At 70.9% G+C, this 24,693-nt stretch carries 24 protein-coding genes, 1 pseudogene and 1 riboswitch; of the genes and pseudogenes, 17 read left to right on the top strand and 8 right to left on the bottom strand.

Features of this window, described 5'->3' with window-relative positions:
- Window positions 1-115 precede the first annotated feature (115 nt).
- Window positions 116-712 (top strand): annotated as a pseudogene (locus G6N23_RS04545) (carboxymuconolactone decarboxylase family protein); the annotation flags it as partial.
- Window positions 713-763: 51 nt separating this feature from the next.
- On the opposite strand, the gene G6N23_RS04540 reads toward G6N23_RS04545, so the two are convergent.
- Window positions 764-1,672 (bottom strand): sigma-70 family RNA polymerase sigma factor, encoded by a 909-nt coding sequence (locus tag G6N23_RS04540; RefSeq protein ID WP_085259868.1) that lies wholly within the window; start codon window positions 1,670-1,672, stop codon window positions 764-766.
- A gap of 21 nt (window positions 1,673-1,693) precedes the next feature.
- Complete coding sequence (locus G6N23_RS04535) at window positions 1,694-2,161, bottom strand: styrene oxide isomerase (protein ID WP_085259867.1); 468 nt, start codon at window positions 2,159-2,161, stop codon at window positions 1,694-1,696.
- A gap of 96 nt (window positions 2,162-2,257) precedes the next feature.
- Between G6N23_RS04535 and G6N23_RS04530 the strand changes: the two genes are divergently transcribed.
- The 6 genes from G6N23_RS04530 (at window position 2,258) to G6N23_RS04505 (ending at window position 7,820) form a co-directional block, all read left to right on the top strand.
- Window positions 2,258-3,253: an SMP-30/gluconolactonase/LRE family protein gene (locus G6N23_RS04530; protein ID WP_085259866.1), complete on the top strand. Its 996-nt coding sequence runs from the start codon at window positions 2,258-2,260 to the stop codon at window positions 3,251-3,253.
- Window positions 3,254-3,334: 81 nt separating this feature from the next.
- The gene (locus G6N23_RS04525; protein ID WP_085259865.1) at window positions 3,335-4,558 is read left to right on the top strand and encodes a D-alanyl-D-alanine carboxypeptidase family protein; all 1,224 of its coding nucleotides are present in this window, start codon (window positions 3,335-3,337) and stop codon (window positions 4,556-4,558) included.
- A gap of 77 nt (window positions 4,559-4,635) precedes the next feature.
- Complete coding sequence (locus tag G6N23_RS04520; protein WP_085259916.1) at window positions 4,636-6,054, top strand: sugar porter family MFS transporter; 1,419 nt, start codon at window positions 4,636-4,638, stop codon at window positions 6,052-6,054.
- Window positions 6,045-7,181: an N-acetylglucosamine-6-phosphate deacetylase gene (gene nagA / locus G6N23_RS04515; protein WP_085259864.1), complete on the top strand. Its 1,137-nt coding sequence runs from the start codon at window positions 6,045-6,047 to the stop codon at window positions 7,179-7,181. The genes G6N23_RS04520 and nagA overlap by 10 nt, the downstream gene beginning before the upstream one ends.
- Entirely contained in the window at window positions 7,178-7,453 is a 276-nt protein-coding gene (locus tag G6N23_RS04510) for a GNAT family N-acetyltransferase (protein ID WP_085259863.1), read from the top strand. The genes nagA and G6N23_RS04510 overlap by 4 nt, the downstream gene beginning before the upstream one ends.
- Before the next feature lie 61 nt (window positions 7,454-7,514).
- A complete protein-coding gene (locus tag G6N23_RS04505; RefSeq protein ID WP_085259862.1) occupies window positions 7,515-7,820 on the top strand; it encodes a DUF2563 family protein in 306 nt (101 codons plus the stop codon).
- A 34-nt stretch (window positions 7,821-7,854) separates the two neighbouring features.
- On the opposite strand, the gene G6N23_RS04500 is transcribed toward G6N23_RS04505, so the two are convergent.
- The 3 genes from G6N23_RS04500 to trpS form a co-directional block, all read right to left on the bottom strand.
- On the bottom strand, window positions 7,855-8,826 hold the full coding sequence (locus G6N23_RS04500) for a DUF5996 family protein (protein WP_085259861.1): 972 nt from the start codon (window positions 8,824-8,826) through the stop codon (window positions 7,855-7,857).
- Between the two features lie 109 nt (window positions 8,827-8,935).
- A complete protein-coding gene (yhjD, locus tag G6N23_RS04495) occupies window positions 8,936-9,841 on the bottom strand; it encodes an inner membrane protein YhjD (protein ID WP_085259860.1) in 906 nt (301 codons plus the stop codon).
- A complete protein-coding gene (gene trpS / locus G6N23_RS04490) occupies window positions 9,838-10,860 on the bottom strand; it encodes a tryptophan--tRNA ligase (protein ID WP_085259859.1) in 1,023 nt (340 codons plus the stop codon). The genes yhjD and trpS overlap by 4 nt, the downstream gene beginning before the upstream one ends.
- A gap of 78 nt (window positions 10,861-10,938) precedes the next feature.
- Here trpS and G6N23_RS04485 point away from each other — a divergent pair, with 78 nt between their 5' ends.
- The 6 genes from G6N23_RS04485 (at window position 10,939) to cobM (ending at window position 16,161) form a co-directional block, all read left to right on the top strand.
- The gene (locus G6N23_RS04485) at window positions 10,939-11,544 is read left to right on the top strand and encodes a TetR family transcriptional regulator (protein WP_085259915.1); all 606 of its coding nucleotides are present in this window, start codon (window positions 10,939-10,941) and stop codon (window positions 11,542-11,544) included.
- A complete protein-coding gene (locus tag G6N23_RS04480; protein ID WP_085259858.1) occupies window positions 11,541-12,203 on the top strand; it encodes an enoyl-CoA hydratase-related protein in 663 nt (220 codons plus the stop codon). The genes G6N23_RS04485 and G6N23_RS04480 overlap by 4 nt, the downstream gene beginning before the upstream one ends.
- A 173-nt stretch (window positions 12,204-12,376) precedes the next feature.
- Window positions 12,377-13,219, top strand: a complete 843-nt coding sequence (locus tag G6N23_RS04475; protein ID WP_085259857.1) for a ferredoxin-like domain-containing protein — start codon at window positions 12,377-12,379, stop codon at window positions 13,217-13,219.
- An 8-nt stretch (window positions 13,220-13,227) separates the two neighbouring features.
- Window positions 13,228-13,881: a precorrin-8X methylmutase gene (locus G6N23_RS04470; RefSeq protein ID WP_197701531.1), complete on the top strand. Its 654-nt coding sequence runs from the start codon at window positions 13,228-13,230 to the stop codon at window positions 13,879-13,881.
- Window positions 13,882-13,891: 10 nt separating this feature from the next.
- Entirely contained in the window at window positions 13,892-15,403 is a 1,512-nt protein-coding gene (locus G6N23_RS04465; protein ID WP_085259855.1) for a precorrin-2 C(20)-methyltransferase, read from the top strand.
- Window positions 15,391-16,161, top strand: a complete 771-nt coding sequence (gene cobM, locus G6N23_RS04460; protein WP_085259914.1) for a precorrin-4 C(11)-methyltransferase — start codon at window positions 15,391-15,393, stop codon at window positions 16,159-16,161. Before G6N23_RS04465 ends, cobM begins: the two co-directional genes overlap by 13 nt.
- Before the next feature lie 81 nt (window positions 16,162-16,242).
- Here cobM and cbiE read toward each other — a convergent pair whose 3' ends face one another.
- The gene (cbiE, locus tag G6N23_RS04455) at window positions 16,243-17,445 is read right to left on the bottom strand and encodes a precorrin-6y C5,15-methyltransferase (decarboxylating) subunit CbiE (protein ID WP_085259854.1); all 1,203 of its coding nucleotides are present in this window, start codon (window positions 17,443-17,445) and stop codon (window positions 16,243-16,245) included.
- A 2-nt stretch (window positions 17,446-17,447) separates the two neighbouring features.
- Window positions 17,448-18,245, bottom strand: coding sequence for a dienelactone hydrolase family protein (locus G6N23_RS04450; RefSeq protein WP_085259853.1), 798 nt, complete (start codon window positions 18,243-18,245; stop codon window positions 17,448-17,450).
- A gap of 23 nt (window positions 18,246-18,268) precedes the next feature.
- Window positions 18,269-18,399, top strand: a riboswitch (cobalamin riboswitch).
- A gap of 25 nt (window positions 18,400-18,424) precedes the next feature.
- Between G6N23_RS04450 and G6N23_RS04445 the strand changes: the two genes are divergently transcribed.
- The 4 genes from G6N23_RS04445 to cbiB are packed head-to-tail and all read left to right on the top strand — an operon-like array spanning window position 18,425 to window position 24,316.
- Window positions 18,425-20,371: a magnesium chelatase subunit D family protein gene (locus G6N23_RS04445; protein WP_085259852.1), complete on the top strand. Its 1,947-nt coding sequence runs from the start codon at window positions 18,425-18,427 to the stop codon at window positions 20,369-20,371.
- Window positions 20,371-20,985: a cob(I)yrinic acid a,c-diamide adenosyltransferase gene (gene cobO, locus G6N23_RS04440; protein WP_085259851.1), complete on the top strand. Its 615-nt coding sequence runs from the start codon at window positions 20,371-20,373 to the stop codon at window positions 20,983-20,985. Before G6N23_RS04445 ends, cobO begins: the two co-directional genes overlap by 1 nt.
- A gap of 5 nt (window positions 20,986-20,990) precedes the next feature.
- Window positions 20,991-23,345: a bifunctional hydrogenobyrinic acid a,c-diamide synthase/histidinol phosphate aminotransferase CobBC gene (locus G6N23_RS04435; RefSeq protein ID WP_234808515.1), complete on the top strand. Its 2,355-nt coding sequence runs from the start codon at window positions 20,991-20,993 to the stop codon at window positions 23,343-23,345.
- Entirely contained in the window at window positions 23,345-24,316 is a 972-nt protein-coding gene (gene cbiB / locus G6N23_RS04430) for an adenosylcobinamide-phosphate synthase CbiB (RefSeq protein ID WP_095173982.1), read from the top strand. The genes G6N23_RS04435 and cbiB overlap by 1 nt, the downstream gene beginning before the upstream one ends.
- Here cbiB and G6N23_RS04425 read toward each other — a convergent pair.
- A complete protein-coding gene (locus G6N23_RS04425; protein WP_085259848.1) occupies window positions 24,310-24,675 on the bottom strand; it encodes a hypothetical protein in 366 nt (121 codons plus the stop codon). The two genes, cbiB and G6N23_RS04425, sit on opposite strands and share 7 nt — an antisense overlap.
- Window positions 24,676-24,693: the final 18 nt, after the last annotated feature.

Below are 24,693 nucleotides of genomic sequence, written 5' to 3'. Positions count from 1 at the left end.
ACGCCGACGCCCGGCTCGCTCGGCCGTGAGCGTGCACAGTTGTACGGCCTAAGGCGGTGTGTCGCTGGACTAACACGCACGCTCGCGGCAAAAGACACTGTCACGTTCTGCCGGGCCGCCTCGTCTAAGGGGTATGACTACTCAACCACGTATCCCACCGCTGCCCCCCAAGAAGACGAACCTGCTGACCCGGGCGATGTACCGCTACGCCAAGCGCCGCTTCGGCGAGGTTCCCGAGCCGTTCACCGTCGCCGCCCATCACCCACGCCTCCTGGTCGCCAACGCCGTGCACGAAGGCCTGCTGCAGTCCGCGTCACGCAAGCTGCCGGCCGGGGTGCGCGACCTGGCGGTGTTCTGGACCGCCCGCACCATCGGCTGCTCGTGGTGCGTGGACTTCGGCGCCATGCTGAGCCGGCTGGAGGGCCTGGACGTCGAGCGGCTCAAGGAGATCGACGACTACGCGAGCTCCCCGCGCTTCACCGACGACGAACGGGCCGCCATCGCCTACGCCGACGCCGTCACCACCGACCCGCACTCGGTCACCGACGAGCAGGTCGCCGATCTGCGGCACAGGTTCGGCGACGACGGCGTCATCGAGCTGACGTATCAGATCGGCGTCGAGAACATGCGGGCCCGGATGTACAGCGCGCTGGGCATCACCGAGCAGGGCTTCAGCTCCGGGGACGCCTGCCGGGTGCCGTGGGCCCAGTGACGCCCCGAGACTGTAGTTAGCGTGCAGAAGTGCGAGTGCACATCTCGCTAACTACAGGCTCGCGGAACCGCGCAGCGGAGAACCAGTGAACTTGTCCGGGTTGGCGATGTCCCAGACGGCATAGACCAGGCCGTCGCGCACCGTCATCGCGGTGACACGCGGCAGCAGCTCGGCGAATCCGTCGGCGCCCGGCGCGCCGGCCGTGTAGGCGCCGAGCTCGCCGTTGACCAACGCCAGCTGGTTCGCCGTCACCAGGGTCGGCCCGTAGCGCCGCGCCAGGCCCAGCAGGAACCGCGCCACCTTCTCCGGGCCCTCAATAACCCGGACAGCGGTCGGCGCCCGGCGGTTGGAGTCACCGGTGAACGTCACGTCCGGGTGCAGCAGCGCCACCACCGCGTCCAGGTCCCCGGCGGCCATCGCGGCCATCAGCGACCCGACCGCCTCGGCGTGCCGCGGATCGGGTTGCGGCGGCGGATCGGTGGCAACGGCGCGCCGGGCCCGCGACGCCAGCTGCCGGGCAGCGGCCTCGCTGGTGTGCAACACCTCGGCCACCTCGGCGAACGGCACCGCGAAGCCGTCGTGCAGCACGAACGCCACCCGCTGATCCGGGTTCAGCCGCTCCAGCACCACCATCGCGGCGAACCGGGCGTCTTCACCGGCCACCACCGCCGCCAGTGGATCGGATTCGTCTGCGCCGGTCACCACCGGCTCCGGAAGCCATTCGCCCACATAGGATTCGCGGCGCCGCGGCGCCGAGCGCAGCCGGTCCAGACCGAGCCGGCTCACCACCGTCGTCAACCAGGCCCGTGGGTCGGCGATCTGGTCGCGCTCGGCGGCAGCGAAGCGCAGCCAGGCGTCCTGCACGATGTCTTCGGCGTCGGCGAACATGCCGGTGAGCCGGTAGGCCACCGCCAGCAGATGCGGCCGCAACGCCTCGAAGTCCTCGACCGCCGCAGTCATTGCACCAGCGTAAGCCGGATGTCACCGCGGGTGCTCGCCGTGGCGCGGGGATTCCTCGTCCGGCCGGTCGGCGCCGGGCCGCAGTCCGAACAGCACGATGACGCTGACCGCCAGCATCGCCACGCTCAAGCTGTACAGACCGGCGTCGACGAGATTCTCCTGCCACGCGGCGCCGTGGTGGCCGGCGCCGGCGATCGGAGTAGTCCGGCCGGTGCCGAAAATCGCCGCCGCCAGGGTACTGGCCCAATTCACGTACGCACCGTAGAGCGCCAACCAGAACAGCGCGGTCAGCCAGCCCGCCGGGAGCCGCAGCCGGTGCCACAGCAGACCGAGCACTACGAGGAACATCCCGTTCAACACGGCTTCCACGTGCGCGGACACGCCCATCCGGGGGTTGCTCATCGCCCCGGTGGCCAATCCGGTGAGCAAACCCAGCAGGAACAGGAAGACGCCGTGCCACAGCAGCGCATGGCTCTTATCAGCACGCATGATCAGCCCTCCCCGGACCAGCCCCAGGTTCCGACACTATGTCCGTCGGGTGCGTTTGCCGAACCCTTTGGCGGACACGGCCCTAGTGTCGTCGGCATGAGCCGCAAACCGCGTATCTCGCCGGTCCGCTGGCGGCCCCCGCCGTCGCGGCCACTGCCCCCGCCCGACCCGACTCCGAAGCTGACCGTCGTCGAGATTCCCGGCACAGCCCCCGAAGACGTCGTCGTCGACGCCGACGGCACCGTCTGGACCGGCGTCGAGGACGGGCGCATCATCGCCGTCGGTCCCGACGGCGCCGCGCCTCGGGTGGTGACCGATACCGGCGGGCGCCCGCTGGGTCTGGCCTTCACCCGCGACCGCCGGCTGCTGATCTGCGACAGCCACCGCGGGCTGCTGCGCTATGACCCGGCCAACGGGCTGCTGGAGACCCTGGTCAGCCATGTCGCGGGGCGGCCGCTGACGTTCTGCTCGAATGCGGTCGAAGCGGCCGACGGCACCATCTACTTCACCGAGTCCACCGACCGGTTCCGCTACGAGCACTACAAGGCATCGGTGATCGAGGCCCGGGCGAGCGGATCGCTGATGCAACGCCGCCCCGACGGCACGACGTCGGTGCTGGCCTCCGGGCTGCACTTCGCCAACGGCGTCACCCTGACCGCCGACGAATCGGCGGTGGTGTTCGCCGAGAGCACCGGGCGCCGGTTGTCCAAGTACTGGCTGAGCGGGCCGCGCCGCGGTTCGATCACCGCACTGGTCAGCGAACTGCCCGGCCATCCCGACAACATCTCCACCGGTTCTGACGGCCGGATCTGGGTGGCGATGTTCTCCGAACCCAACGCGCTGGCCGACTGGCTCAGCCCGCGAGCTCCGATGCTGCGCACCCTGCTGTGGCGCCTGCTGCCGTATCGCTGGCTGCCCGATCCGAAGCCGGTGCTGTGGGTGGTCGGTTTCGACGCCGACGACGGACGGGTGCTGGCCCAGTTCCGCAGCATCGATGCGCCGTTCGGCCTGGTGACCGGGGTGGTCGAGGCCGGCGGCCGGCTGTGGCTGGGCCGCATCGGCGGGTCCGGCCTGGCTTATTTCCGGCTGTAGCCTCCTACTGTAACTTGCGCACCACCCGTCACAGCGTGGCTCCCCGGATTCGCCGCGCCGTTCGCCTAACCTGCACACACGATGTCTTTTGCGCGCTCGATATCAGTCCTGGTGACGGTGGGTTTCCTCGCCACCGCCACACCCCTGGCGGCCGCCGACCCCACCCCGGGTCTCAACGTGGGATCCGTCAACTGCCCCTACCAGGTCAGTACCCCGCCCGCGGTGGACGCCTCGGAGGTGCCGCTGGCCGGTGACCCGCCGCTGCCGCTGCCGGTGCCGGCGACCCCGGTCGGCGGGGAAGCGCTGGCCGGCTGCGGAATCGTCGCCGCACCCGACACCCCTCCGGTGCCCGCCGACGTCTCCGCCGAGGCCTGGCTGGTGGCCGACCTGGACAGCGGCGCGGTGATCGCCGCACGCGACCCGCACGGCCGGCACCGGCCGGCCAGTGTGATCAAGGTGCTGACCGCGATGGCGTCGCTGAATGAGCTGGACCTGAACAGGGTCGTCCCCGGCACCCAGGAGGACGCCAACGCAGAAGGCACCCGGGTCGGCGTCGGCCCCGGCGGCGACTTCACCGTCAACCAGTTGCTGCACGGGCTGCTGATGGGCTCGGGCAACGACGCCGCCCACGCCCTGGCCACTCAACTGGGCGGCATGGACGCGGCACTGGACAAGATCAACACCCTGGCCGCCAAGCTGGGTGGCCGCGACACCCGCGCCGCCACCCCGTCCGGACTGGACGGACCCGGCATGAGCACCTCGGCCTACGACATCGCGCTGTTCTACCGCTACGCCTGGAGCAACCCGATGTTCGCCACCATCGTTGCCACCCGCACGTTCGACTTCCCCGGCTACGGCGATGTGCCCGGCTACACCCTGGAGAACGACAACCAGCTGCTCTATAACTACCCGGGCGCCCTGGGCGGCAAGACCGGCTACACCGACGACGCCGGGCAGACGTTCGTCGGCGCGGCCACCCGCGACGGCCGGCGGCTGGTGACCGTGCTGCTGCGCGGCACCCGGCAGCCGATCCCCCCGTGGCAGCAGGCCGCGCACCTGCTCGACTACGGCTTCGCCACTCCGTCGGGCACTCGGGTCGGGACCCTGATCGAGCCCGACCCGGCGCTGGTGGCACCTCGTGCCCCCGCCGGCGGCTCCGATCCCCAGGCCATGGCCTTGGCGCCGGCCGACGACACGGTGCCGGTACGGGTCGGGGTGGGCATCTTCGGCACGATCATCGTGTTCGCGCTCATCATGGGTGCCCGGGCAGTGAATCGCCGGCCCGGCGGGGCCTCGACATGGTGATCCGCGCGCAGCGGGTGTTCGTCGCGGGGTAGCCCGGCCCATCCCCTACGGTGAGCTAGATGGGCCGAATCGGGGAACTGCGCCGATCCTCGCCACTGGCACTGCTGGTCGGCGTGGCCGCTGCCAGCGTCGGTGTCATCTACGGCTATGACCTGTCCAATATCGCCGGCGCACTGCTGTTCATCGAGGCCGACTTCGGGCTGACCGCCGCCCAACAGGAGATGGTGGCCACCGCCACGGTGATCGGCGAGATCGCCGGTGCCGCGGCGGGCGGCTGGCTGGCGAACACCATCGGGCGCAAGAACTCGATGGTCGCGGTGGCCATCACCTATGCGGTCTTCGCGCTGCTGGGGGCGGCGTCGACGTCGGTGCCGATGCTGACCGTGGCCCGGCTGCTGCTCGGCATCACCATCGGAGTCTCGGTGGTGGTGGTGCCGGTGTTCGTGGCCGAGTCGGCGCCGGCCGATGCCCGCGGTGCGCTGCTGGTCACCTACGGGGTGGCGACCGTGATCGGGATCATCGCCGGCTACCTGTGCGCCTACCTGTTGGCCGGCACCGGCAGCTGGCGCGCGATGCTGGGGCTGGCCGCGGTGCCCGCCGTGCTGGTGACGCTGCTGCTGGCCCGCATTCCCGACACCGCCCGCTGGTATCTGCTCAAGGGCCGGGTCGAGGAGGCGCACCGCGCACTGCAGCGGATCGAACCCAACACCGACGCGCAACGGGAGCTCGCCGAGATCAGCCGGACGCTACGGGAGGAACAGCAGGGCGGGGTCGGGGTGCTGCGCGAGATGCTGCGGCCGCCGTATCTGCGGGCGACGCTGTTCGTGGTCACATTGGGCTTTTTCGTCCAGATCACCGGGATCAACGCGATCGTCTACTACAGTCCCCGACTGTTCGAAAAGATGGGCTTTGAAGGCGATTTCGCGCTGCTGGTGCTGCCGGCGCTGGTGCAGGTCGCCGCGCTGGCGGCGATGTTGGTCTCGCTGGCGTTGATCGATCGGGTGGGCCGCCGCCCCATCCTGCTGTCCGGGATCACCGCGATGGTCGCCGCCAATGCGCTGCTGATCGCCGTCTTCGCCGTCGGCCCGAAATTCGGGGACGCGCTGGCGGCGGTCAAGTTCGGCGGGGTGCTGCTGTTCACCGTGGGCTACACCTTCGGCTTCGGGTCGCTGGTGTGGGTGTACGCCGGGGAGAGCCTGCCGGCCCGGCTGCGCTCGATGGGATCCTCGGCGATGCTGACGTCGGATCTGGTGGCCAACGCGATCGTCGCCGGGGTGTTCCTGACCATGCTCACCTCGCTGGGCGGCGCCGCAACGTTCGCGGTGTTCGGGGTGCTGGCACTGCTCAGCCTGGCCTTCGTGTACCGCTACGCGCCGGAGACCAAAGGCCGCCAACTCGAAGACATCCGGCACTTCTGGGAGAACGGCGGGCGCTGGCCCAGCGACGAGACGGACGAGGCGACCGCCCCGCAGATCGGCACATCGGCATGTCGGTGATCAGCGCCGGCGCCGTCGTGCTCGAGGGCCGGGTCTGCCGGCCCGGCTGGCTCAGGGTCGACGACGGGCGGATCAGCGACTGCGGGTCCGGGGCGCCACCGGCTCCTGCCGACGACGATTTCGCCGATTGCGTTGTGGTGCCGGGCTTTGTCGACATGCACTGCCACGGCGGCGACGGCGTCTCCTACCCCGAGGCCCCCGACCGTGTCGCTGCTCTGCACGTTGCGCACGGCACCACCGGCAGGCTGGCCAGCCTGGTGACCGCCGCCCCCGAGGTGCTGCTGACCCAGGTGCGCGCCCTGGCCGACGCGACCCGGCACGGTGTGGTGGACGGCATCCATCTGGAGGGGCCGTGGCTGAGCGGGCTGCATTGCGGTGCACACGATCCCGCGTGGCTGCGCGACCCCGACGCCCGCGAGATCGATGCGCTGCTGGCCGCCGGCGACGGTGCGATCGCGATGGTCACCGTGGCACCCGAGCTGCCCGGCGTGCCGGCTGCGATCCGTCGCTTGGTGGACGCGGGAGTCGTTGTGGCGCTGGGTCATACCGACGCCTCCTACGAGCAGACGCTGGCCGCGATCGACGCCGGAGCGACCGTCGGAACCCACCTGTTCAACGCGATGCGCTCGTTGCATCATCGCGAGCCGGGACCGGTGCCGGCGCTGCTGGGCGATCCTCGGGTGACCACCGAGCTGATCGCCGACGGCGTGCACCTGCACGCGAGCGTGATCCGGCATGTCGTGGCGGCTGTCGGCCCCGACCGGGTCGCCCTGGTCACCGATGCGATGGCCGCCGCCGGAGTCGGCGACGGTGCATTCACCCTGGGCGGGCTCGGAGTCGACGTCACCGGCGGGGTGGCCCGACTGCGCGGCAGCGCCACGATCGCCGGCAGCACCGCCACCATGGACCGGCTGTTCACGACGGCGGTGGGCTTGCTCGGCGGCGACGACGCGGCGCTGGCCGCGGCGGTGCGCATGAGTGCCACCACCCCGGCCCGGGCGCTGGGCCTCGACGGCGCCGGGGTTTTGGCCGCCGGATCCGCGGCTAACCTGGTGGTGATGGACGCCGACCTGCAGCTACTGCGGGTGATGAGCCGCGGAGCGTGGCTGACCGAAGGAGAATCATGAGCGAGCCCACAATCACCGATGTCCCCGAGCAGCACCGCTACGAGATCAGCGTCGACGGGGTGCGAGCCGGGCTGGCCGCCTACCACGACAGCGGCGACCAGCGCGATTTCCACCACACCGAGATCGACAAGGCGTTCGGCGGTCAGGGTCTGGCCAGCAAGCTGATCGCCTTCGCGCTGGCCGACACTCAGGCCGCGGGCAAGCGGATCGTGCCGAGCTGCTCGTTCGTGGAGGCCTACGTGGCCAAGCACCCGGAGTACGCCGCCCAGTGAGGTGAATTGACGCTGCTCACCGCGGTGGTAGCGTTGATCGCCACCGAGGTGAGGGGTGAGCATGTTCGTCGACCGGGGCAAGTTGCGTTACGGCGCCGCCGATTCCGGTGCCGCCGGTGAGCACGCCCAGGCCGGTGCCGAGCACCTGGCGGGCGCGTCGCCGACGGCCGGGATGTTCGGGGATTTCCCGGACGCCGACGGACTGCACCAGACCCTCAGCGCGGCCCACGAGCACCACAGCACGGTGCTCGGCAAACACCGCGAGGTCCTCGAGGGGGTCGCGGAGAAGGCGAACTACGCCGAAAAGCGGTTCGGGGCCATGGATGAGCACAACGCGCAGGCGTTGCGTGCGGTGCGGCCCGATTAGCCGACGGCTTCGGCCCGCGCGGTCGCCCGGCGGCCTAAACCAGGCCAGGACCGGCGCCGGCCGATGGCATTCGGCCACGCGACTTCGCCCGCCAGCGATCCGGGTCATCTTCGAGGGCAGCCCGATCCCAGTTGCCGCGCACCGCAGCGGCTTCATAGGTGTCCTGCAGGAAGTCCAGTAGCAGCGAGTCCGGGTCGGGCGCTTGCCGCACCGCCTCGTAGGGCAGCACGAATTCACCCATCTGCTTACTGTAGAACGCCTCCGCGGGCCGGACCGGATGGTCGGCGAAGCCATCGGGTTCGGGGTAGGCGTAGGCGTAGAAGCCGCCTTCCTCCCCACCCCCGGGCCAGAATCCGCAGCTACTGAGTTCGTGCGAGTAGCCTTCCACCATCACCCAGTCCCCGCAGTTGGGTGCGCCCCCGGGGTGCGTGGGGGCGCCACGTCCGGAGAACCGTGTACAGGCAAGATCCATTGCACCCCAAAAGAAATGGACGGGACTGGACTTGCCCACGAAGCGGGAGCGGAATCGTCCCAGCACCCGGTGCGCCTGCACCAGTTGCCGCCAGAACAGCTGGGCGGCCTGCGGATCGTAGGAGGCGTGCTCGACGTCCTCGGCGAACGGAACGGCCGGCTCGACCTCGTTGGGATGGGACTGGATCGCAGTGTGCAGGCCCAACTCGTCCAGCGCGGACATGACCGCGCCGTAGAATTCCGCCACCGACTGAGCCCGGAGCGGAATGGCGCGGGCCGCACCGGAGCTGTCCCGGATCCCCAGCCGGTGCTCGATGAAGTCGAATTCGATGTCGAAGACATTGCCGCCGTACGGTATCGCCGACGTGGTCAGCCCCCGGGGGGTGACATAGAGAGTGACCTGCCACCAGTGGTTCACCAATGGTGCGTGCGCCAGGCGGACTTTGCCGATGATCTGGGTCCACATGTGCAGGGTGTCCCGGGTCGGCCCCCAGTCCTCCACACGAAGGCGAGGCCAGGCGGATTCACGCGCCATATACCGTTCTCCTCCCTCGGGCCGAGACGGCTCGGGCGTGTCGAAGTCGGATCTCGGCCAACCGTAGCCCCTGCCACCGGTTTGGGGAACCGGCCACACCGCCGCCGCCTCAGGCAGGTCGGTCGGTGCGCAGGTTGTCCGACGAAGTCGCTGCCCACGCGGTGGCGAACAGGATCAGCCGCACGGTGACGTAGGCGAACACCAGCAGTCCCAACACCGGACCGAACACCGCCCCGGCCGGGCCGTTGACCACCGATTGCAGATACACCGAGCCGGCCTGTTTGAACAGTTCGTAGCCGACCGCGGCGATCGCGCCGGCCCGCGCCGCGCTGGCGAGGCTCACCGACTCGCGGGGCAGCCTGGCGATCATCCAGGTGAACAGCAGCCACGACACCGCCACCGCCATCCCCAACGACGCCACCCGAAGCAGCGCGCCCAGCAGATCGAAGTCGGGCACACCCGACCAGCGCAGGATCTTGCGCATCAGCTTCGGGTCCGCCAGCGCGGTCAGCGCGATGGTGAGGAGCATGGCACCGAACGCCCACATCATCGCAACCAGGTCCGACAACTTTGCCGAGACGAAACCCGGCTTCTGCGAACGTATCTCCCACATCTCGGAGAGCGCCTCGCGCAGGTTGGCCATCCAGGTCAGGCCCACCCAGGCGGCCGCCGCCAGACCGATCACACCCACGGAGGCGCGCGATCCGACCGCGGTGTCCATCAGGGTCACCAGCTCGTTGCCGAACTCGCCGGGGACCGAGCGCTTGATCCGGCGTTCGATCTCGTCGAGCACCTCGGGCCGCCGCGACAACAGGAAGCCACCGACGGAGAACCCGACCATCGCCAGCGGGAACAACGCGAAGATGGTGTAGTAGCTCATCCCGGCCGCGAAGAAGTTGCCCTGGCAGTTGTCGTAGCGCTCCTGCGCCCGCACCGCGTGGTCGAACCAGCCGTAGCGCGCCCGCAGCCGGTCGATGATGCCCGGCTTGGAGCGATCGGTCACGTCCTTACTCATGCCGGCGGCGGAAGGAATCCCACCCGGTCGTACACCCGCGCGAGGGTCCCGGCGGCCACCGCCCGAGCCCGCTGCGCGCCGGCGGCCAGCACCGCCTGCAGCTCACCCGGATCGGCCAGCAGTTCGTCGACGCGGGCCTTGATCGGCGTGACGAACTCGGCGACGGCGTCGGCGGTCTCCTTCTTCAGGTCGCCGTAGCCGCGGCCCGCGTAGCCGTCCACCAGTTTCTCGACGCTCGCACCGGTGATCGCCGACTGGATGGTCAGCAGGTTCGACACCCCCGGTTTGGTCTCCGGGTCGTAGCGGATCTCGCGCTCGGAGTCGGTGACCGCCGAGCGAATCTTCTTGGCGCTGCGCGCCGGATCGTCGAGCAGGCTGATGAGCCCGGCGTCGGTGGCCGCCGACTTGCTCATCTTCGACGTCGGGTCGGCCAGGTCGTAGATCTTGGCGGTGGCCTTGGGAATCATCGGCTCCGGCACGACGAAGGTGTCGGGGAAACGGGCGTTGAACCGCTGCGCGACGTCGCGGGCCAATTCCAGGTGCTGGCGCTGATCCTCGCCGACCGGCACCACATCGGTGTCGTAGAGCAGCACGTCGGCGGCCATCAGCACCGGGTAGGTGAACAGACCCACGGTGGTGGAGTCCGAACCCTGCCGCTGCGACTTGTCCTTGAACTGCGTCATCCGTGAGGCCTGCCCGAATCCGGTGAAACAGCCCAGCACCCAGGCCAGTTCGGCATGGGCCGGCACATGGCTCTGCACGAAGATCGCACTGCGGGCCGGGTCGATACCGAGCGCCAGGTACTGCGCGGCCGTCACCAGCGTGCTGCGGCGCAACGCCTCGGGGTCCCATCCCGGGACGGTGATGGCGTGCATGTCGACGACGCAGAACAGCGCGTCGTGATCGTCCTGCAGTTCCGTCCAATGGGTGATCGCCCCCAGCGCGTTGCCGAGGTGCAGCGACGCCGAGGTGGGCTGAACGCCGGAGAAGACGACGGGGCGGGATCGGGAAGTGCTCATGATTGCTCGATCCTGTCACGCCCCCGGGCCGAAGGACGCACCTGGTAACAGAGCGTTTGCTCTGTTATGGTGGCCGCCATGCCCCGCCCGCGCGTGCACGACCCCGATCGGGTGCTGGACGCCGTCGAGTCGCTGGCCGCGCGGTCCGGCCCCGCCGCGGTGACCATCCGCGCCGTCGGCGAGGCGACCGGCGCCTCCAACGGCGCCGTCTACCACGGCTTCGGCTCGCGGGCCGGGCTGGTGGCCACCGCCTGGCTGCGGGCCGCGCGGCGCTTCCTGGCGCTGCAGAGCGAGCTGGTGAGCGCCGCAGCGGAACCGATAGACGCGGTGATCGCGGCCGCCGACGCCCCGGTGGCTTTCGCCGAACGGCACCCCGACGCCTCCCGGCTGCTGCAGGCGATCCGGCACGACGCCCTGCTCGACGAAGACCTGCCGGACGAGGTCGCCGCCCAGCTGCGCGGTGTCGAGGCCGAGCTGGTCGCGCTGCTGATCCGGCTGGCGGCCGCCCTCTGGGACCGTCGCGACGGCCCCGCCGTCGACACCATCACCGCCTGCGTGGTCGACCTCCCCACCGCGATCGTGCTCAGCCGGAACCGGCTGGGCAGCAGCAACGCCCGCGCCCAGCTACACGCCGCCGTGCGAGCCGTCCTGGCCGTCGGACCGAGAAAGGAACCCCCCGCGTGAACCTGACCTATGACGACAAGATCGCCGTACTGGACCTCGGCGACGATGAAAACCGTTTCTCCCCCGGCTTTCTCGACGAGATCGATACCGTGCTCGACGACGTGGTGGGCGCCAGTAAAAAGGGGGAGGCGCACGGCCTGGTCACCACCGCGGGTGGCAAGTTCTACTCCAACGGCCTGGACCTGGACTGGCTGGCCGCCAACAGTGACCGCGGCGACTGGTACGTCGGGCGGGTACACGCCCTGCTTGCGAAGGTGCTGACCCTGCCGATCCCGACCGCCTCGGCGGTGGTCGGGCATGCGTTCGGGGCCGGCGCAATGCTGGCGATCGCCCACGACTTCCGGGTGATGCGCGCCGACCGCGGCTTCTTCTGCTTCCCCGAGGTCGACATCCGGATTCCGTTCACCCCCGGGATGGCCGCGCTGATCCAGGCCAAGCTCACCCCGCAGGCGCAGGTGGCGTCGATGACCACCGGCCGCCGCTTCGGCGGGGTGGACGCCGCGGCGGCGGGCATCGTCGACGACACGGCCGGCGAGGGTGCGGTGACCACCGCCGCGATCGAGGCGCTGCGGCCGCTGGCCGGGAAGGACCCCGGCACCCTGGGCGCGATCAAGACCGGCATGTTCGGGCCGGCGGTGGCGGCGCTGACGGCGGGCTGAACACCATCTGCCCCACCCGTCACCGGCGGGCGGTTATGCGGTGATTGCCCGCCTCTGAGCGACAATCGGGCCGTGCACTCCAACGCACCCGCTCGTGCGGCGACACCGGCCCGGGTTGTCGCTGTGAGGCGGGCACCTGACACACATCGTCTCCAGCGTGACGGATGTGACGGATGAGAAGAAGAGCCGACCGGTGCCCCGGGGTGCTGCGGCCCTGGCCCGCCGAGGACGGGCTGCTGGTGCGGTTGCGGTTGGTGGGCGGGCGGCTGCCGGTGGCGTCGCTGCAACGGCTCCTGCAGGTCAGCGTCGAGTTCGCGGACGGCTCGGTGTACCTGACCACCCGGGCCAACCTGCAACTGCGGGGCCTGCCCGGCCGCGAGGGGCGGCTTGATCCGGCTGTCGTCGCCGCCATCGAATCCACCGGGCTGCTGCCCTCACGCAGCCACGAGCTGGTCCGCAACATCCTGGTGTCCCCGCAGACCGGGTATGCCGGGGGGCGCGTCGATCTGCGCCCGGTGGCGCAGCGGCTCGATGCGCTGCTCTGTGGCGACCCGCAGCTGGGTCGGCTGCCGGGGCGCTTCCTGTTTGTCCTCGACGACGGCCGCGGCGACCTGATCGACCGAACCGCCGACGCAGGCCTGGTGGCGCTCAGCGGCACCGCGGCACAGTTGCGGGCCGGCGAGAACTGGGGCGCGGTCGTCCATGTCGCCGACGCCGCCGAACAACTGGCCGCCCTGGCACGCGCATTCCAGGCCGCCCGCGGCGACGGGCCCGACGCACCCTGGCATATCCGTGAACTTCGCGCGCCCTTCGGCGACGTTCACGCCGCCGACGCGCGCCTGCCCGACCCGTCGGGTCCACTACCCTGTGGCCCGGTGCCCGGCGGCACCCACGTGCCGGTCCCCGGCGGCGTGCTCACGCCGGAGCACGGGCGTTCGCTGCTGGCGTACACCGACCTTGTGGTGACGCCGTGGCAAGGTGTCTTCATCCCCGATGCACAGGAGACGAATCCGTGACGAGGCCCATGACACGTCCCACGAAGCGGTATTCCTACCTCGACGACGGCCCGGCGATCTACATCGAATCGTTCGCGACCATCCGCCGCGAGTCCGACCTGTCTCACATCCCCGCGAACGCCGAGCGGCTCGCGGTGCGGATGATCCACGGTGCGGGCCAGACCGACGTCGCCACCGACCTGCTGATTCATCCCGATGCGGTGCCCGCCGGGCGGGCCGCACTCGACGGCGGCGCGCCGATCCTCTGCGATGCCCGGATGGTGGCGGTCGGGGTGACCGCCGGGCGGCTGCCCGCCGGCAACCAGGTGCGCTGCTACCTGCGCGACGAACGCGTTCCCGGCCTGGCGCAGGACTGGGGCACCACCCGTTCGGCGGCGGCGGTCTCATTGTGGGAGCCGGAGCTGGCCGGCGCCGTCGTCGCGATCGGCAACGCCCCCACCGCGCTCTTTCATCTGCTGGAGCTGATCCTGGACGGCGGGCCGCGCCCGGCGGTGATCGTCGGCTGCCCGGTGGGGTTCATCGGCGCCGCCGAGTCCAAGGAGGCGTTGGCCGCCCTGCACGAGCACGGCGTCGATATCCCGTTCGTCACCGTGCGCGGCCGGCGCGGTGGGTCGGCGATCACCTCGTCGGCGTTGAATGCCCTGGCCTCGGATGCCGAATGAAAGACACAGCATGACCGGCCGTTTTTATGGCGTGGGCCTGGGTCCGGGTGACCCGGAGCTGATCACCCGGAAGGCGGCCCGGATCATCGCCGACGCCGACGTGGTGGCCTACCACGCCGGCGTCAACAAGGCGTCGTATGCGCGCACCATCGCCGCCGACCTGATCCGAGCCGGAGTGATCGAAGAGGAGCTGCGTTACCCGGTCACCACCGGGGTCACCGACCACCCCGGCGGCTATGCCGGGGCGCTCGCCGACTTCTACGAGCAGTCCGCCTCCCGGTTGGCCGCCCACCTGGATGCCGGTCGCACCGTGGCACTGTTGACCGAGGGCGATCCGCTGTTCTACGGCTCGTTCATGTACATGCACGACCGGCTTTCGGCGCGTTTCGACACCGAGATCATCCCCGGCGTACCGGCTTTCAGCGCCGCCACCGCAGCGCTCGGGATGCCGCTGGTGCGCCAGACCGATGTGCTGACCGTGCTGCCGGGCACCCTGGGCGAGCATGAGCTGGCGATGCGGCTGGCCGACACCGACGGTGCCATCATCATGAAACTGGGCCGCACCTTCCCGGCGGTGCGCCGGGCGCTGGCCGCCGCGGGCCGATTGGAGCACGCGTACTACGTCGAGCGGGCCAGTCACCCGCAACAGCGCTGGCTGCCCGTCGCCGAGGTGGAGGAAGCCAGCGTTCCGTACCTGTCGCTGATCGTGGTCGACGGGGATTCCCGCAACGGGCAGCGCTCCCGGACACCGGCCGACCAGACCGCCGCTGTCATTGAGCCGGTGGGTTCCGCCGCCGAACTTCTTGTGGTCGGCCTCGGTCCGGGCCCGCAGGGCTGGCTCACCGGCGAGGCCGCCGCCGCGCTGGAGAACGTCGACCACGTGGTGGGCTACGGCCCCTATGTCGCCCGGGTGCCACAGCGCGAAGGATTGCAGCGGCACACCTCGGGCAACACCGTCGAACTGAACCGGGCCCGTTTCGCACTGGATCTGGCCGCCCGCGGCGAGAAGGTGGCGGTGGTCTCCGGCGGGGATGCGGGAGTATTCGGTATGGCATCGGCGGTGTTCGAGGCGGCCGAAGACGAGCGTTATCACCATATTTCGGTGCGGGTGTTGCCCGGCGTCTCGGCGGTGCAGGCGGTGGCCGCGGCGGCCGGCGCGCCGATCGGTGCCGACTTCGCGGTACTGAGCCTGTCGGACCGGCTCAAGCCGTGGGCCGTGATCGAGGCCCGGCTACGGGCGATCGCCGACGCCGATCTGGTGCTGGCGATCTACAACCCGGCGTCACGCGCCCGGCCCGACCAGATCGCGATGGCCCGCAAAGTGTTGCTGGAGCACCGCGACCCGCAGACGGTGGTGGTGGTCGGGCGCGACATCGGCCGCGCCGAGCAGTCGTTGGGCGTGACCACGCTCGGCAACCTGGACACCGATGCGATCGACATGAAATGTCTTGTCCTGGTGGGGGCATCGTCCACGCGGGTCAACGGCTCAGGTCAGGTTTGGACGCCGCGATGGGTTCGCTGACCGTTCACTTCGTCGGCGCCGGGCCGGGGGCCGCCGATCTGCTGACCGTGCGCGCCGCGCGACTGCTGGCCGACGCCGACATGGTGCTCTACCCGGGCAGCTACCTGGACCCGGGTGTTCTTGGACAATGCTCCAGCACAGCAGAACTCGTCGATACTGCCGATCTGGACCTGGATGCGATCGTGGGCCGCATCGTCGCGGCCCAGCGGGCCGGTCGGCGGGTGGTGCGATTGGTGTCAGGCGATCCGTCGCTCTACAGTGCGGTCTTCGAGCAGACCCGGCGGCTCGATGCGGCGGGCGTGCCCTGGGACATCACTCCCGGGGTGCCGGCCTATGCGGCGGCGGCCGCCGTGCTGGGCCGCGAGCTCACAGTTCCGCTGGTGACGCAGTCTGTGGTGCTGACCCGGATCCAGGCCGCCTCCACCGCGATGCCGCAGCGCGAGGCGCTATCGGCGTTCGCCGCAACGCAGGCCACGCTGGTGTTGCACTTGGCGATCACCCGCATCCGGGCGCTGATGGCCGAACTGGCCCCCGAGTACGGCGCGGACTGCCCGGTGGCGGTGGTCTACCGCGCCTCGCAGTCCGATCAGCTGGTACTGCGCGGGACGGTCGAGGGCATCGCGGACGGGGTCGAGGCGGCGGGCCTGCGCTCAGCCGCGGTGATTCTGGTGGGCAGGGCTCTCGCGGAACTACCCGATCCGTGCGCCGGTGAGAGCCATCTCTACGACCCGGCCCGGGACCGGTCCCCGGGGCACTAGTCGGCCACTGGCGCGTCGAGCGTGTAATCACTGCGAAAATCGCGCGAGATCTCGCAGGGAGTACACGATCGGCGGGTCCTGTTACGTCGTGAGCGCCCACTGGGTGACCGCACGCCCCGGCGTCCAGCCGGTGAAGGAACCCAACGGTGCGGCGTGCTCGACGTGGATGCGGGTCAACTCGCCGCCGTGGGCGCGGTAGGCCGCCACCAACAGCGCCTCGGTTTCCAGCGTGACGGCGTGGGCGACCAGTCGCCCACCGGGCCGTAGGCGGGTCAGGCACGCGTCAAGGACCCCGGGCCGGCTCAGCCCGCCGCCGACGAAGACAGCGTCTGGCGCGGGCAGCTCAGCCAGCACCTGCGGGGCCGCGCCGCAGACCACCCGCAGTGCCGGCACCCCGAGGTTCCGGGAGTTATCCGAAATACGCTGCGCCCTGGTCTGGTTCACCTCGACTGCGATGGCGCGGCAGCTCGGGTGGGCACGCATCCATTCGATGCCGACCGAACCGGCGCCGGCCCCGACGTCCCACAGCAGCTGTCCGGGCGCCGGTGACAGTCGCGCCAGCGCGGAGGCCCGCAGGTCGCGTTTGGTGAGCTGCCCGTCGTGGTCGTAGGCCTGGTCTGGCAAGCCAGGCACCCATCCCCGGCCCGAACCCGGCGGGCCGGCCAGCTCCAGGGCGACGATGTTGAGCCGCGGCATATCGCCGGTGAACGTCTCGGCGGTGAACTCCAACCTCGACTCGGCCTCGCCGCCCAGGTCGCCGAGAACCGTCATCCGGCTGGGTCCGTAGCCGCACTCGACGAGCAGGGCTGCCAGCTGCGCGGGTGTCGTCGCATCGGCAGAGAGCACCAGCACCCGCCGGCCGGGCACCAGCTCGCGCAGTACGGCATGAACGTCGCCGGCCCTGATGACCGCCGCCGACTCGGCCGGCCAGCCCAGCCGGGCCCGGGCCAGCGCTACCGAGGAGACCGCCGGGACCACGGTGACGTGATCGGTGCCCAGCAGCGCGATCAGCGTGCTGCCCACGCCGGACAGCAGCGGGTCGCCGGAGGCCAGTGCGACGATCCGCCGCCCCGCCAGCTCCTCAACCAGCGCGGGCAGCCCGGCCCGCAGCGGGGATGGCCAGCTGTGGCGCTGTTGGCCGTCGACCGCGGGCAGAAGATCCAGGTGGCGCGGCGCACCGATCACGACGTCGGCGGCCAGCACCGTCTCCTGCGCCGACCCGGCAAGTCCGGCCCAGCCGTCGGCACCGATCCCGACGACGGTGATGGGTAGCGCGGCAGGCACCGCTAGGTCAGCCGTTCGGTGAGGAACTGCACCACCCGCTTGCGCGCCTCGTAGGCGGGGTGGCCGTCGACCTCACGGACCTGATCGGTGAGCACCGAGTGCGCCATCCGGGACAGTCCGTGCGGGTTGCCCGGCGAGGAGTCGATCTCGATCACCTCGAAGGCGTCACCGAGTCGCGCCTTCAGCGTCTGGAACCGGTCGCCGGGGGCCATCTTGTCCTCGCTGAACCGCAGGCCCAGCGCGCACAGCCCATCGTTGGCGGCGCGGTCGGCGACCACCCCCAACTCGACCTCGGAGAGCCCGGGGTCGCGGCGGCGGCTGAGCGTCAGCGGGATCGGCACGGACGGTTGGCTGAGCACCGGGGCCAGCACGGCGTCGTCGACAGCGGCGGCCAGCGCGAAGCCCCCGGTGAAGCACTGGCCGATGACCCCGACGCCCTTGCCGGGAGTCTTCTCGTTGAGGTCACGGGCGAGCGCCCGCAGGAACTGGGTGACCGGACGCTGTTTGTCGGTGGCGAACGCGGCGAACTCCTGGGTCACGCAGGCGCGAGCGATCGTCGTCAGCGCGTAGCCGGGCGTGATCGCCTTACCGGGCCGGCCGAATAACGAGGGAATCGCCACGGTGAACCCGTTGTCCACCAGGTGATTTCCCAGTCCCAACACTCCGGGATGCAATCCCGGGATTTCCGGGATCAGCACCACCCCCGGCCCCTGCCCCTTGCGGTGCACATCGTGGGTGAAACTTCCTCCGGTGAACGGCTCCGCGATCCATCCGGTCAGGTCTGCTTCGGGTGCACTCATCTCTGGTTGTCCTTTCGGTCGGTGTTAGGGTATCGGCGCGAAGTGCCAGGGAAGTCGGTGTGAGTCCGACACAGGCCCGCTACGGTGTTCCGCGGCGCGTTGTGATCGATGCGCCACGGTCAGTCCGAATACCGGCTTCGCGTTGCCAACACACGTTGGTCATCACGAGCGGAGCCTCAATGCAACAGCTGTACCCGTTCCCCGCCGTCCTCGGCGGCGACCCGGACGCCCCGGGCGGCCTCGACGACATGGGGCTGGCGCTTGTACTCAGCGCGATCTCCCCCGGCATCGGCGGGGTGCTCATCCGCGGCGAGAAGGGCACCGCCAAATCGACGCTGGTACGCGCGCTGGCCCAGGTACTGCCGCCCATCGACGTGGTGGCCGGCGACCGGTTCTCCTCCGACCCCGCCGAGGCCGACCCGCTCTCCCCCGACGGCCCGTTCCCCGCCGGCACCGCCGTTCAGACCCGCCCGGTGCGGCTGGTGGAGCTTCCGGTCGGCGCCACCGAGGACCGGGTGGTGGGTTCGATACACCTGGAGCGGGCGCTGGGTGCCGGCGTAGTCGAATTCGAGCCGGGGCTGCTGGCCCGCGCCAACCGCGGCATCCTCTACGTCGACGAGGTCAACCTGCTCGCCGACCACCTGGTCGATCTGCTGCTGGACGCCGCCGCGATGGGGAAGCTGACCGTCGAACGCGACGGGGTTTCGGTCACCCACGCCGCCCGCTTCGTGATCGTCGGGACGATGAATCCCGAGGAAGGCGAGTTGCGCCCGCAGCTTCTCGACCGATTCGGGCTCACCGTCGACGTGTCCGCGCCGCGCGATCCGACGTTGCGCGCCGAGGCGGTACGCCGCCGGCTGGCCTTCGACGCCGATCCGGAGGGTTTCGCGGCGAGGTACGCCGCCGCCGAAGAGCGGTTGCGCACCCGGATTCACGCTGCGCAGCAGTTGCTTTCGCGGGTCCCGCTCACCGACGCCGCGCTGGTCAAGATCGGTGAGATCTGCGCGGCATTCGAGGTGGACGGCCTGCGCGGCGACATCGTCTGTGCCCGTACCGCGGTCGCCCACGCGGCGTGGCAGGGCCGCGACGCGGTCAATCTCGAGGATCTGCGGGTTGCCGCCCGGTTGGCGCTGCCGCACCGTCGGCGGCGCAAGCCCTTTGACGCCCCCGGCCTCGACGAGACCGAGCTCGACGACCTGCTGCCGCCGGAGGACTCCGGCCCCGAGCCCGACCCCGAACCCGATGGGCCGCCGGACGGCGGGAATGCCGCACCGCCCGATGAGAGCGGTCCGGCGCCGGCCAAGCCAGGCTCCACCTCGACAGTCGGTGCCGACTCCCCTTACCGCGCACGGCTTTTCACCGTCGCCGGGCTCGGAGCGGGCCGCTCCGGCCGACGCAGCCGCGCCCGCACCAGTTCGGGCCGCCGGATGGGCGCCACCGCGGCGAACGTCGCCGGTGGACTGCACCTGTTCGAGACCCTTAGGGCCGCCGCACCGCATCAGGGCGGCCGCGGCCGGGTGGGCGGCCGGATGCTTGTGCAGCCGGAGGATCTTCGCCGCGCCGTCCGGGAGGGCCGGGAGGCCAACCTGGTGCTGTTCGTCGTCGACACCTCCGGATCGATGGCCGCCGCCGAGCGGATGCGGCATGTCAAGACCGCGATCCTGTCCCTACTGCTCGACGCCTACCGCCGCCGGGACCGGGTAACGGTGGTGACGTTCGGCGGCACAAAGGCGGAGCTGGTGCTGCCCCCGACGGGTTCGGTGGAGATCGCCGCGGCGCGCCTCGACGAGGTCCCCGCCGGCGGCCGCACCCCGCTGGCCGAGGGCCTGATCGAAGCCGGCGAGGTGATCCGCCGGGAACGGCTGCGCGACCCGTCCTGCCGCCCGCTGCTGGTGGTGCTGACCGACGGTCGGGCCACCGCTGGCGCGGATCCGGTCAAGCGGTCCCGCCGCGCCGCGGTTCAGCTTGCCGAACGGGGTTTTTCGGCAGTGGTGGTGGATTGCGAGAACGGCCGGATGCGGCTCGGCTTGGCGCGCACGCTGGCCGAGCAGCTACGGGCCGAATATGTGCCGCTGCCGCAGGTGAGCGCGGAGGCACTCACCGAGATCGTGAAGGGGGCCGCCTGATGCCGAAGGGACAACCGCTGACGGTACCCGACGACAACCTGACCACCCGCCAGCGTCGCAACCGCCCGCTGCTGATGGTGCATACCGGCGACGGCAAGGGGAAGTCGACCGCCGCGTTCGGGATGGCGTTGCGCGGCTGGAGTCAGGGCTTTGACATCGGTGTCTTCCAGTTCGTGAAATCCGCCAAGTGGCGCGTCGGCGAGCAGACCGTACTGGAACGGCTCGGCGCCCTACACGACGAGACCGGCGAGGGCGGCCCGGTGCAGTGGCACAAGATGGGTTCGGGGTGGTCGTGGAGCCGCAAGGCCGGTAGCACCGAGGATCACGCGGGCGACGCCGTGGCCGGCTGGACCGAGGTGAAACGCCGCCTGGCCGAACAGACCCACGACCTGTACGTCCTGGACGAATTCACCTACCCGATCAACTGGGGCTGGGTGGACGTCGACGACGTGGTGGAGACCCTGCGCGGCCGGCCGGGCCACCAGCATGTCGTCATCACCGGGCGCCGCGCTCATCCGGAGCTGGTCGAGATCGCCGACCTGGTCACCGAGATGACCAAGGTCAAGCATCCGATGGACGTCGGCCAGAAGGGTCAGCGCGGCATCGAATGGTGAGCCTGGTGGGCATTTCCCTGCCCCGTCTGGTGGTGGCCGCGCCCGCATCCGGGCACGGCAAGACCACCGTGGCGGTCGGGCTCATGGCGGCGCTGACCGCGCGCGGCCTGCATGTCAGCGGGCACAAGGTGGGCCCGGACTACATCGATCCGGGCTATCACGCGCTGGCGACCGGCCGCCCGGCCCGCAACCTGGATCCGTACCTGGTCGGCCCCGACCGAATCGTGCCGCTGCTGCTGCACGGTGCCGCCGGGGCGGATATCGCCGTGATCGAAGGCGTGATGGGGCTTTTCGACGGCCGGCTCGGTTCCGACGGTGAGGCCTCCACCGCGCACGTCGCGGCGCTGACGGCGAGCCCGGTGCTGCTGGTCGTCGACGTCTCGCATGCCTCCCGGACCCACGCGGCGGTGGTGGCGGGACTGGCCGGCTTCGACCCGGCGGTGCACATCGCCGGGGTGGTGCTCAACAAGGCCGGCAGCGCCCGGCACGCCGACGATGTCGTCGCCGCGTTGCGCCCCACCGGCATTCCGGTGCTGGGGGTGCTGCCACGCGATGCGGACGTCGCCACGCCGTCGCGGCACCTCGGGCTGGTGCCGGCCGCCGAACGCGACGAATCCGGTCCCGCGCTGCAGCGGCTGTCCCGGCTGATCGAGCAGCATGTGGACCTCGACACGGTATCGGCCCTGGCACGACAGGCACCGGATGTGGCAGGCCAGGCCTGGGATCCGGGTGCCGAGGTGCACGCTGCATCCTCGGCACGGCCCGTGGTGGCCGTCGCCGGCGGGCGGGCATTCACATTCGGCTACACCGAGACGTTCGAGCTCTTGCGTGCCGCGGGTTGCGAGGTGACCCGCTTCGACCCGCTCACCGACTCGTGCTTGCCGGCCGGGACCGCCGGGATCTATCTGGGCGGCGGATTCCCCGAGGTGTACGCCGCCGAGTTGGCCGGCAACACCGCGCTGCTCGGGGCGCTGCGGGCGGCGATCACCGCGGGGGTGCCGACGGTCGCCGAATGCGGCGGGCTGGCCTGGCTGTGCCGCACGGTCGATGAGGTCCCGGGGGTCGGGACGCTGCCCGCCGATGCGGCGATGTCGCCGCGGCTGACCCTGGGCTACCGCACCGCCACCGCGCCGGCGGACAACCTGCTGGCCCGAGCCGGCGACCGGGTGACCGGGCATGAATTCCACCGCACCCAAGTCACTTTCGCCGGCCCCGTGGCGGCGGCTTGGCAGTTGCCGGATGGCCCGGAGGGCGTCGGCGGACCCAACCTGCACGCGTCCTACCTGCACACCCATTGGGCCGGGCATCCGCGGCTGGCCCAGCGCTTCGCCGACGCGGTGCATGCGTTCACCGGCCCGGACCTGCATCATCACGGTGATGCCGAGGCCCGATCGGGGCTGGTGGATTTCGCGGTGAACGTCTACGCCGGTCCGCGGCCGGACTGGCTCGATACGGCGTTGCACGCATCCCTCGACGACGCCGCCGGCTACCCCGACGCGTCCGCCGCCCGCGATGCCCTGGCGGCCCGCCATGGCCTCGGCGCCGACGAGGTGCTGCCGACCGCGGGCGCATCCGAGGCCTTCGATCTGGTGGCCCGGTTGCGCCGGTGGCGACGGCCGGTGGTGGTGCACCCGCAGTACACCGGGCCACACGCCGCACTGGTCGCCGCCGGCCACACCGTTTGCGCTGTGCTCTGCGGTGCCGACGACGGTTTCGCCCTGTGCCCTGACGCGGTGCCCGATGACGCCGATCTCGTCGTCGTCGGCAACCCCACCAACCCCACCGGCGTCTTGCACCCTGCCGAGGCGCTGCGCCGTTTGCTGCGGCCGGGGCGGGTGGTGCTGGTCGACGAGGCGTTCATCGACGCCATCCCCGGTGCGCCGCAATCCCTTACCGGAGAACGCCATCCGGGGCTGCTGGTGAGCCGCAGCCTGACCAAGCACTGGTCGATTCCCGGGGTGCGGGCCGGGTATCTGCTCGGCGACCCCGGGCTGATCGCCGACGCCGCTCGGCTGCAGATCCCCTGGTCGGTATCGGCGCCGGCGCTGGCCGCCATGGTGGCGTGCTCGGATGCACGTGCCCTGGCCGAAAGCGAGCGCCGGGCACGGCAATTGGCGCTGTGGCGAGATGAGCTGGGCGCGGCGCTGGACGCTCGCGGAGTGCCATTCGTTGCCGGCGCCGCGCCCTATGTGCTGGCGCGGGTCGGCCACGGGGCGCATGCGGCGTTACGCGACAGCGGTATTGCGGTGCGGCGCGCCGATACCTTCCCCGGCCTGGACAGCACCTGGGTGCGGATCGCGGCCCGTCCCCGCGCGTTGACCGATCTGCTGCTGAACGCCCTCGACGGGGTCCGCGTCTGATGGCTGCCCGGGCGCTCGGGCTGCTGCTCGGTTACGCCGCAGACCGCATCTGGGGTGACCCGCGCCGGTGGCATCCGGTCGCCGGGTTCGCGCGGTGCGCAATGGCGTTGGAGCAGCGGCTTTATCGCGACAGCCGCGCCAGTGGCGCCGCCCAGGTTCTGCTGCTGGTGGCCGGGGCGACCGGTCTGGCCTACGCCGCCGAACGCTCGTCCCGAAACCCGTTGGCGCGTACGGTGCTGACTGCATTGGTTACGTGGGCGGTGCTCGGCGGCCGCTCCCTGGAGCGTGAGGCCCACGCCGTGCATGGCTTACTGAACGCCGGAGACCTCGACCGGGCCCGTGTCCGGGTACGGCACCTCGTCGGCCGTGACACCGCCGGCCTGGACCCGGACGAGATCGCCCGCGCGGTGGTCGAATCCGTCGCGGAGAACAGTTCCGATGCGGTAGTGGCCTCCTTCGTCTGGGGTGCGGCGGCCGGAGTTCCGGGACTGGTGGCGCACCGCGCGGTCAACACCCTGGACGCGATGATCGGCCACCGCAACGCCCGCTACCGCCGCTTCGGCTGGGCGGCGGCCCGGCTCGATGATCTGCTGGGATTGCCGGCCGCCCGGTTGAGTGGTGCGCTGGCCGCCATTGCAGGCCCGGATTCCGTTGGCGCGGTGCGTGCGTGGCACCGCGATGCCCGCCTCCATCCCAGCCCCAACGCCGGGGTGGTCGAGGCCGCCTTCGCCGGGGCACTGGGCCTGCAACTCGGAGGTGTCAACAGCTACGGCAACCGTCGCGAGGACCGGGCACGGATGGGGCGCGGGCGGACGCCGACCGTCGCCGACATTCCGGCGGCGGTGCAGCTGGCCCGACGGGTCGGCGCCGGGGCGGCGGCCGCCGCGACCCTGTGGTGTCTGGCGCGCGAGATGGGGGCGTCGAACCTCGATGCCCTGGGCCGCAGCTCGAGCCCGGCGGCGGCTCAGTGATGGGCGATCAGTTCGGCGGCGCGGTCTTGCTCGGCCGGCCGGATCTGGCCGGCAGCAGTCGATTTCAGCCGCCAGGTGGTGACCAGCCCGTCGGGGCCGGTCAATTCGCCGACAGCAAGTGCCTTGTCGATCAGGAGGCGGACGCGTGGTTCATCGGCGGCTTCTGCCGCGAACAGCACCCGCACCGTGACGTCGTCACCTGCGACGCGGTTTGCGGTGTGATGCGGCGCGAGTGGGCACGGCGGCGGATGATCCCAACTTCCGCACAGCGCTTTGGTGATGGCCCCGCCCAGCGCGTTCGCCGTGCCACCGGATCGCATCACCACGACCGCGTCATGAGCGTAGGCACGGCGAACCATGCGTCGAGATCCTACGCG

This window comes from Mycolicibacter terrae (genome assembly GCF_010727125.1).
Lineage (GTDB): Bacteria > Actinomycetota > Actinomycetes > Mycobacteriales > Mycobacteriaceae > Mycobacterium > Mycobacterium terrae.
This window is presented reverse-complemented; position numbering and strand designations above follow the sequence as displayed.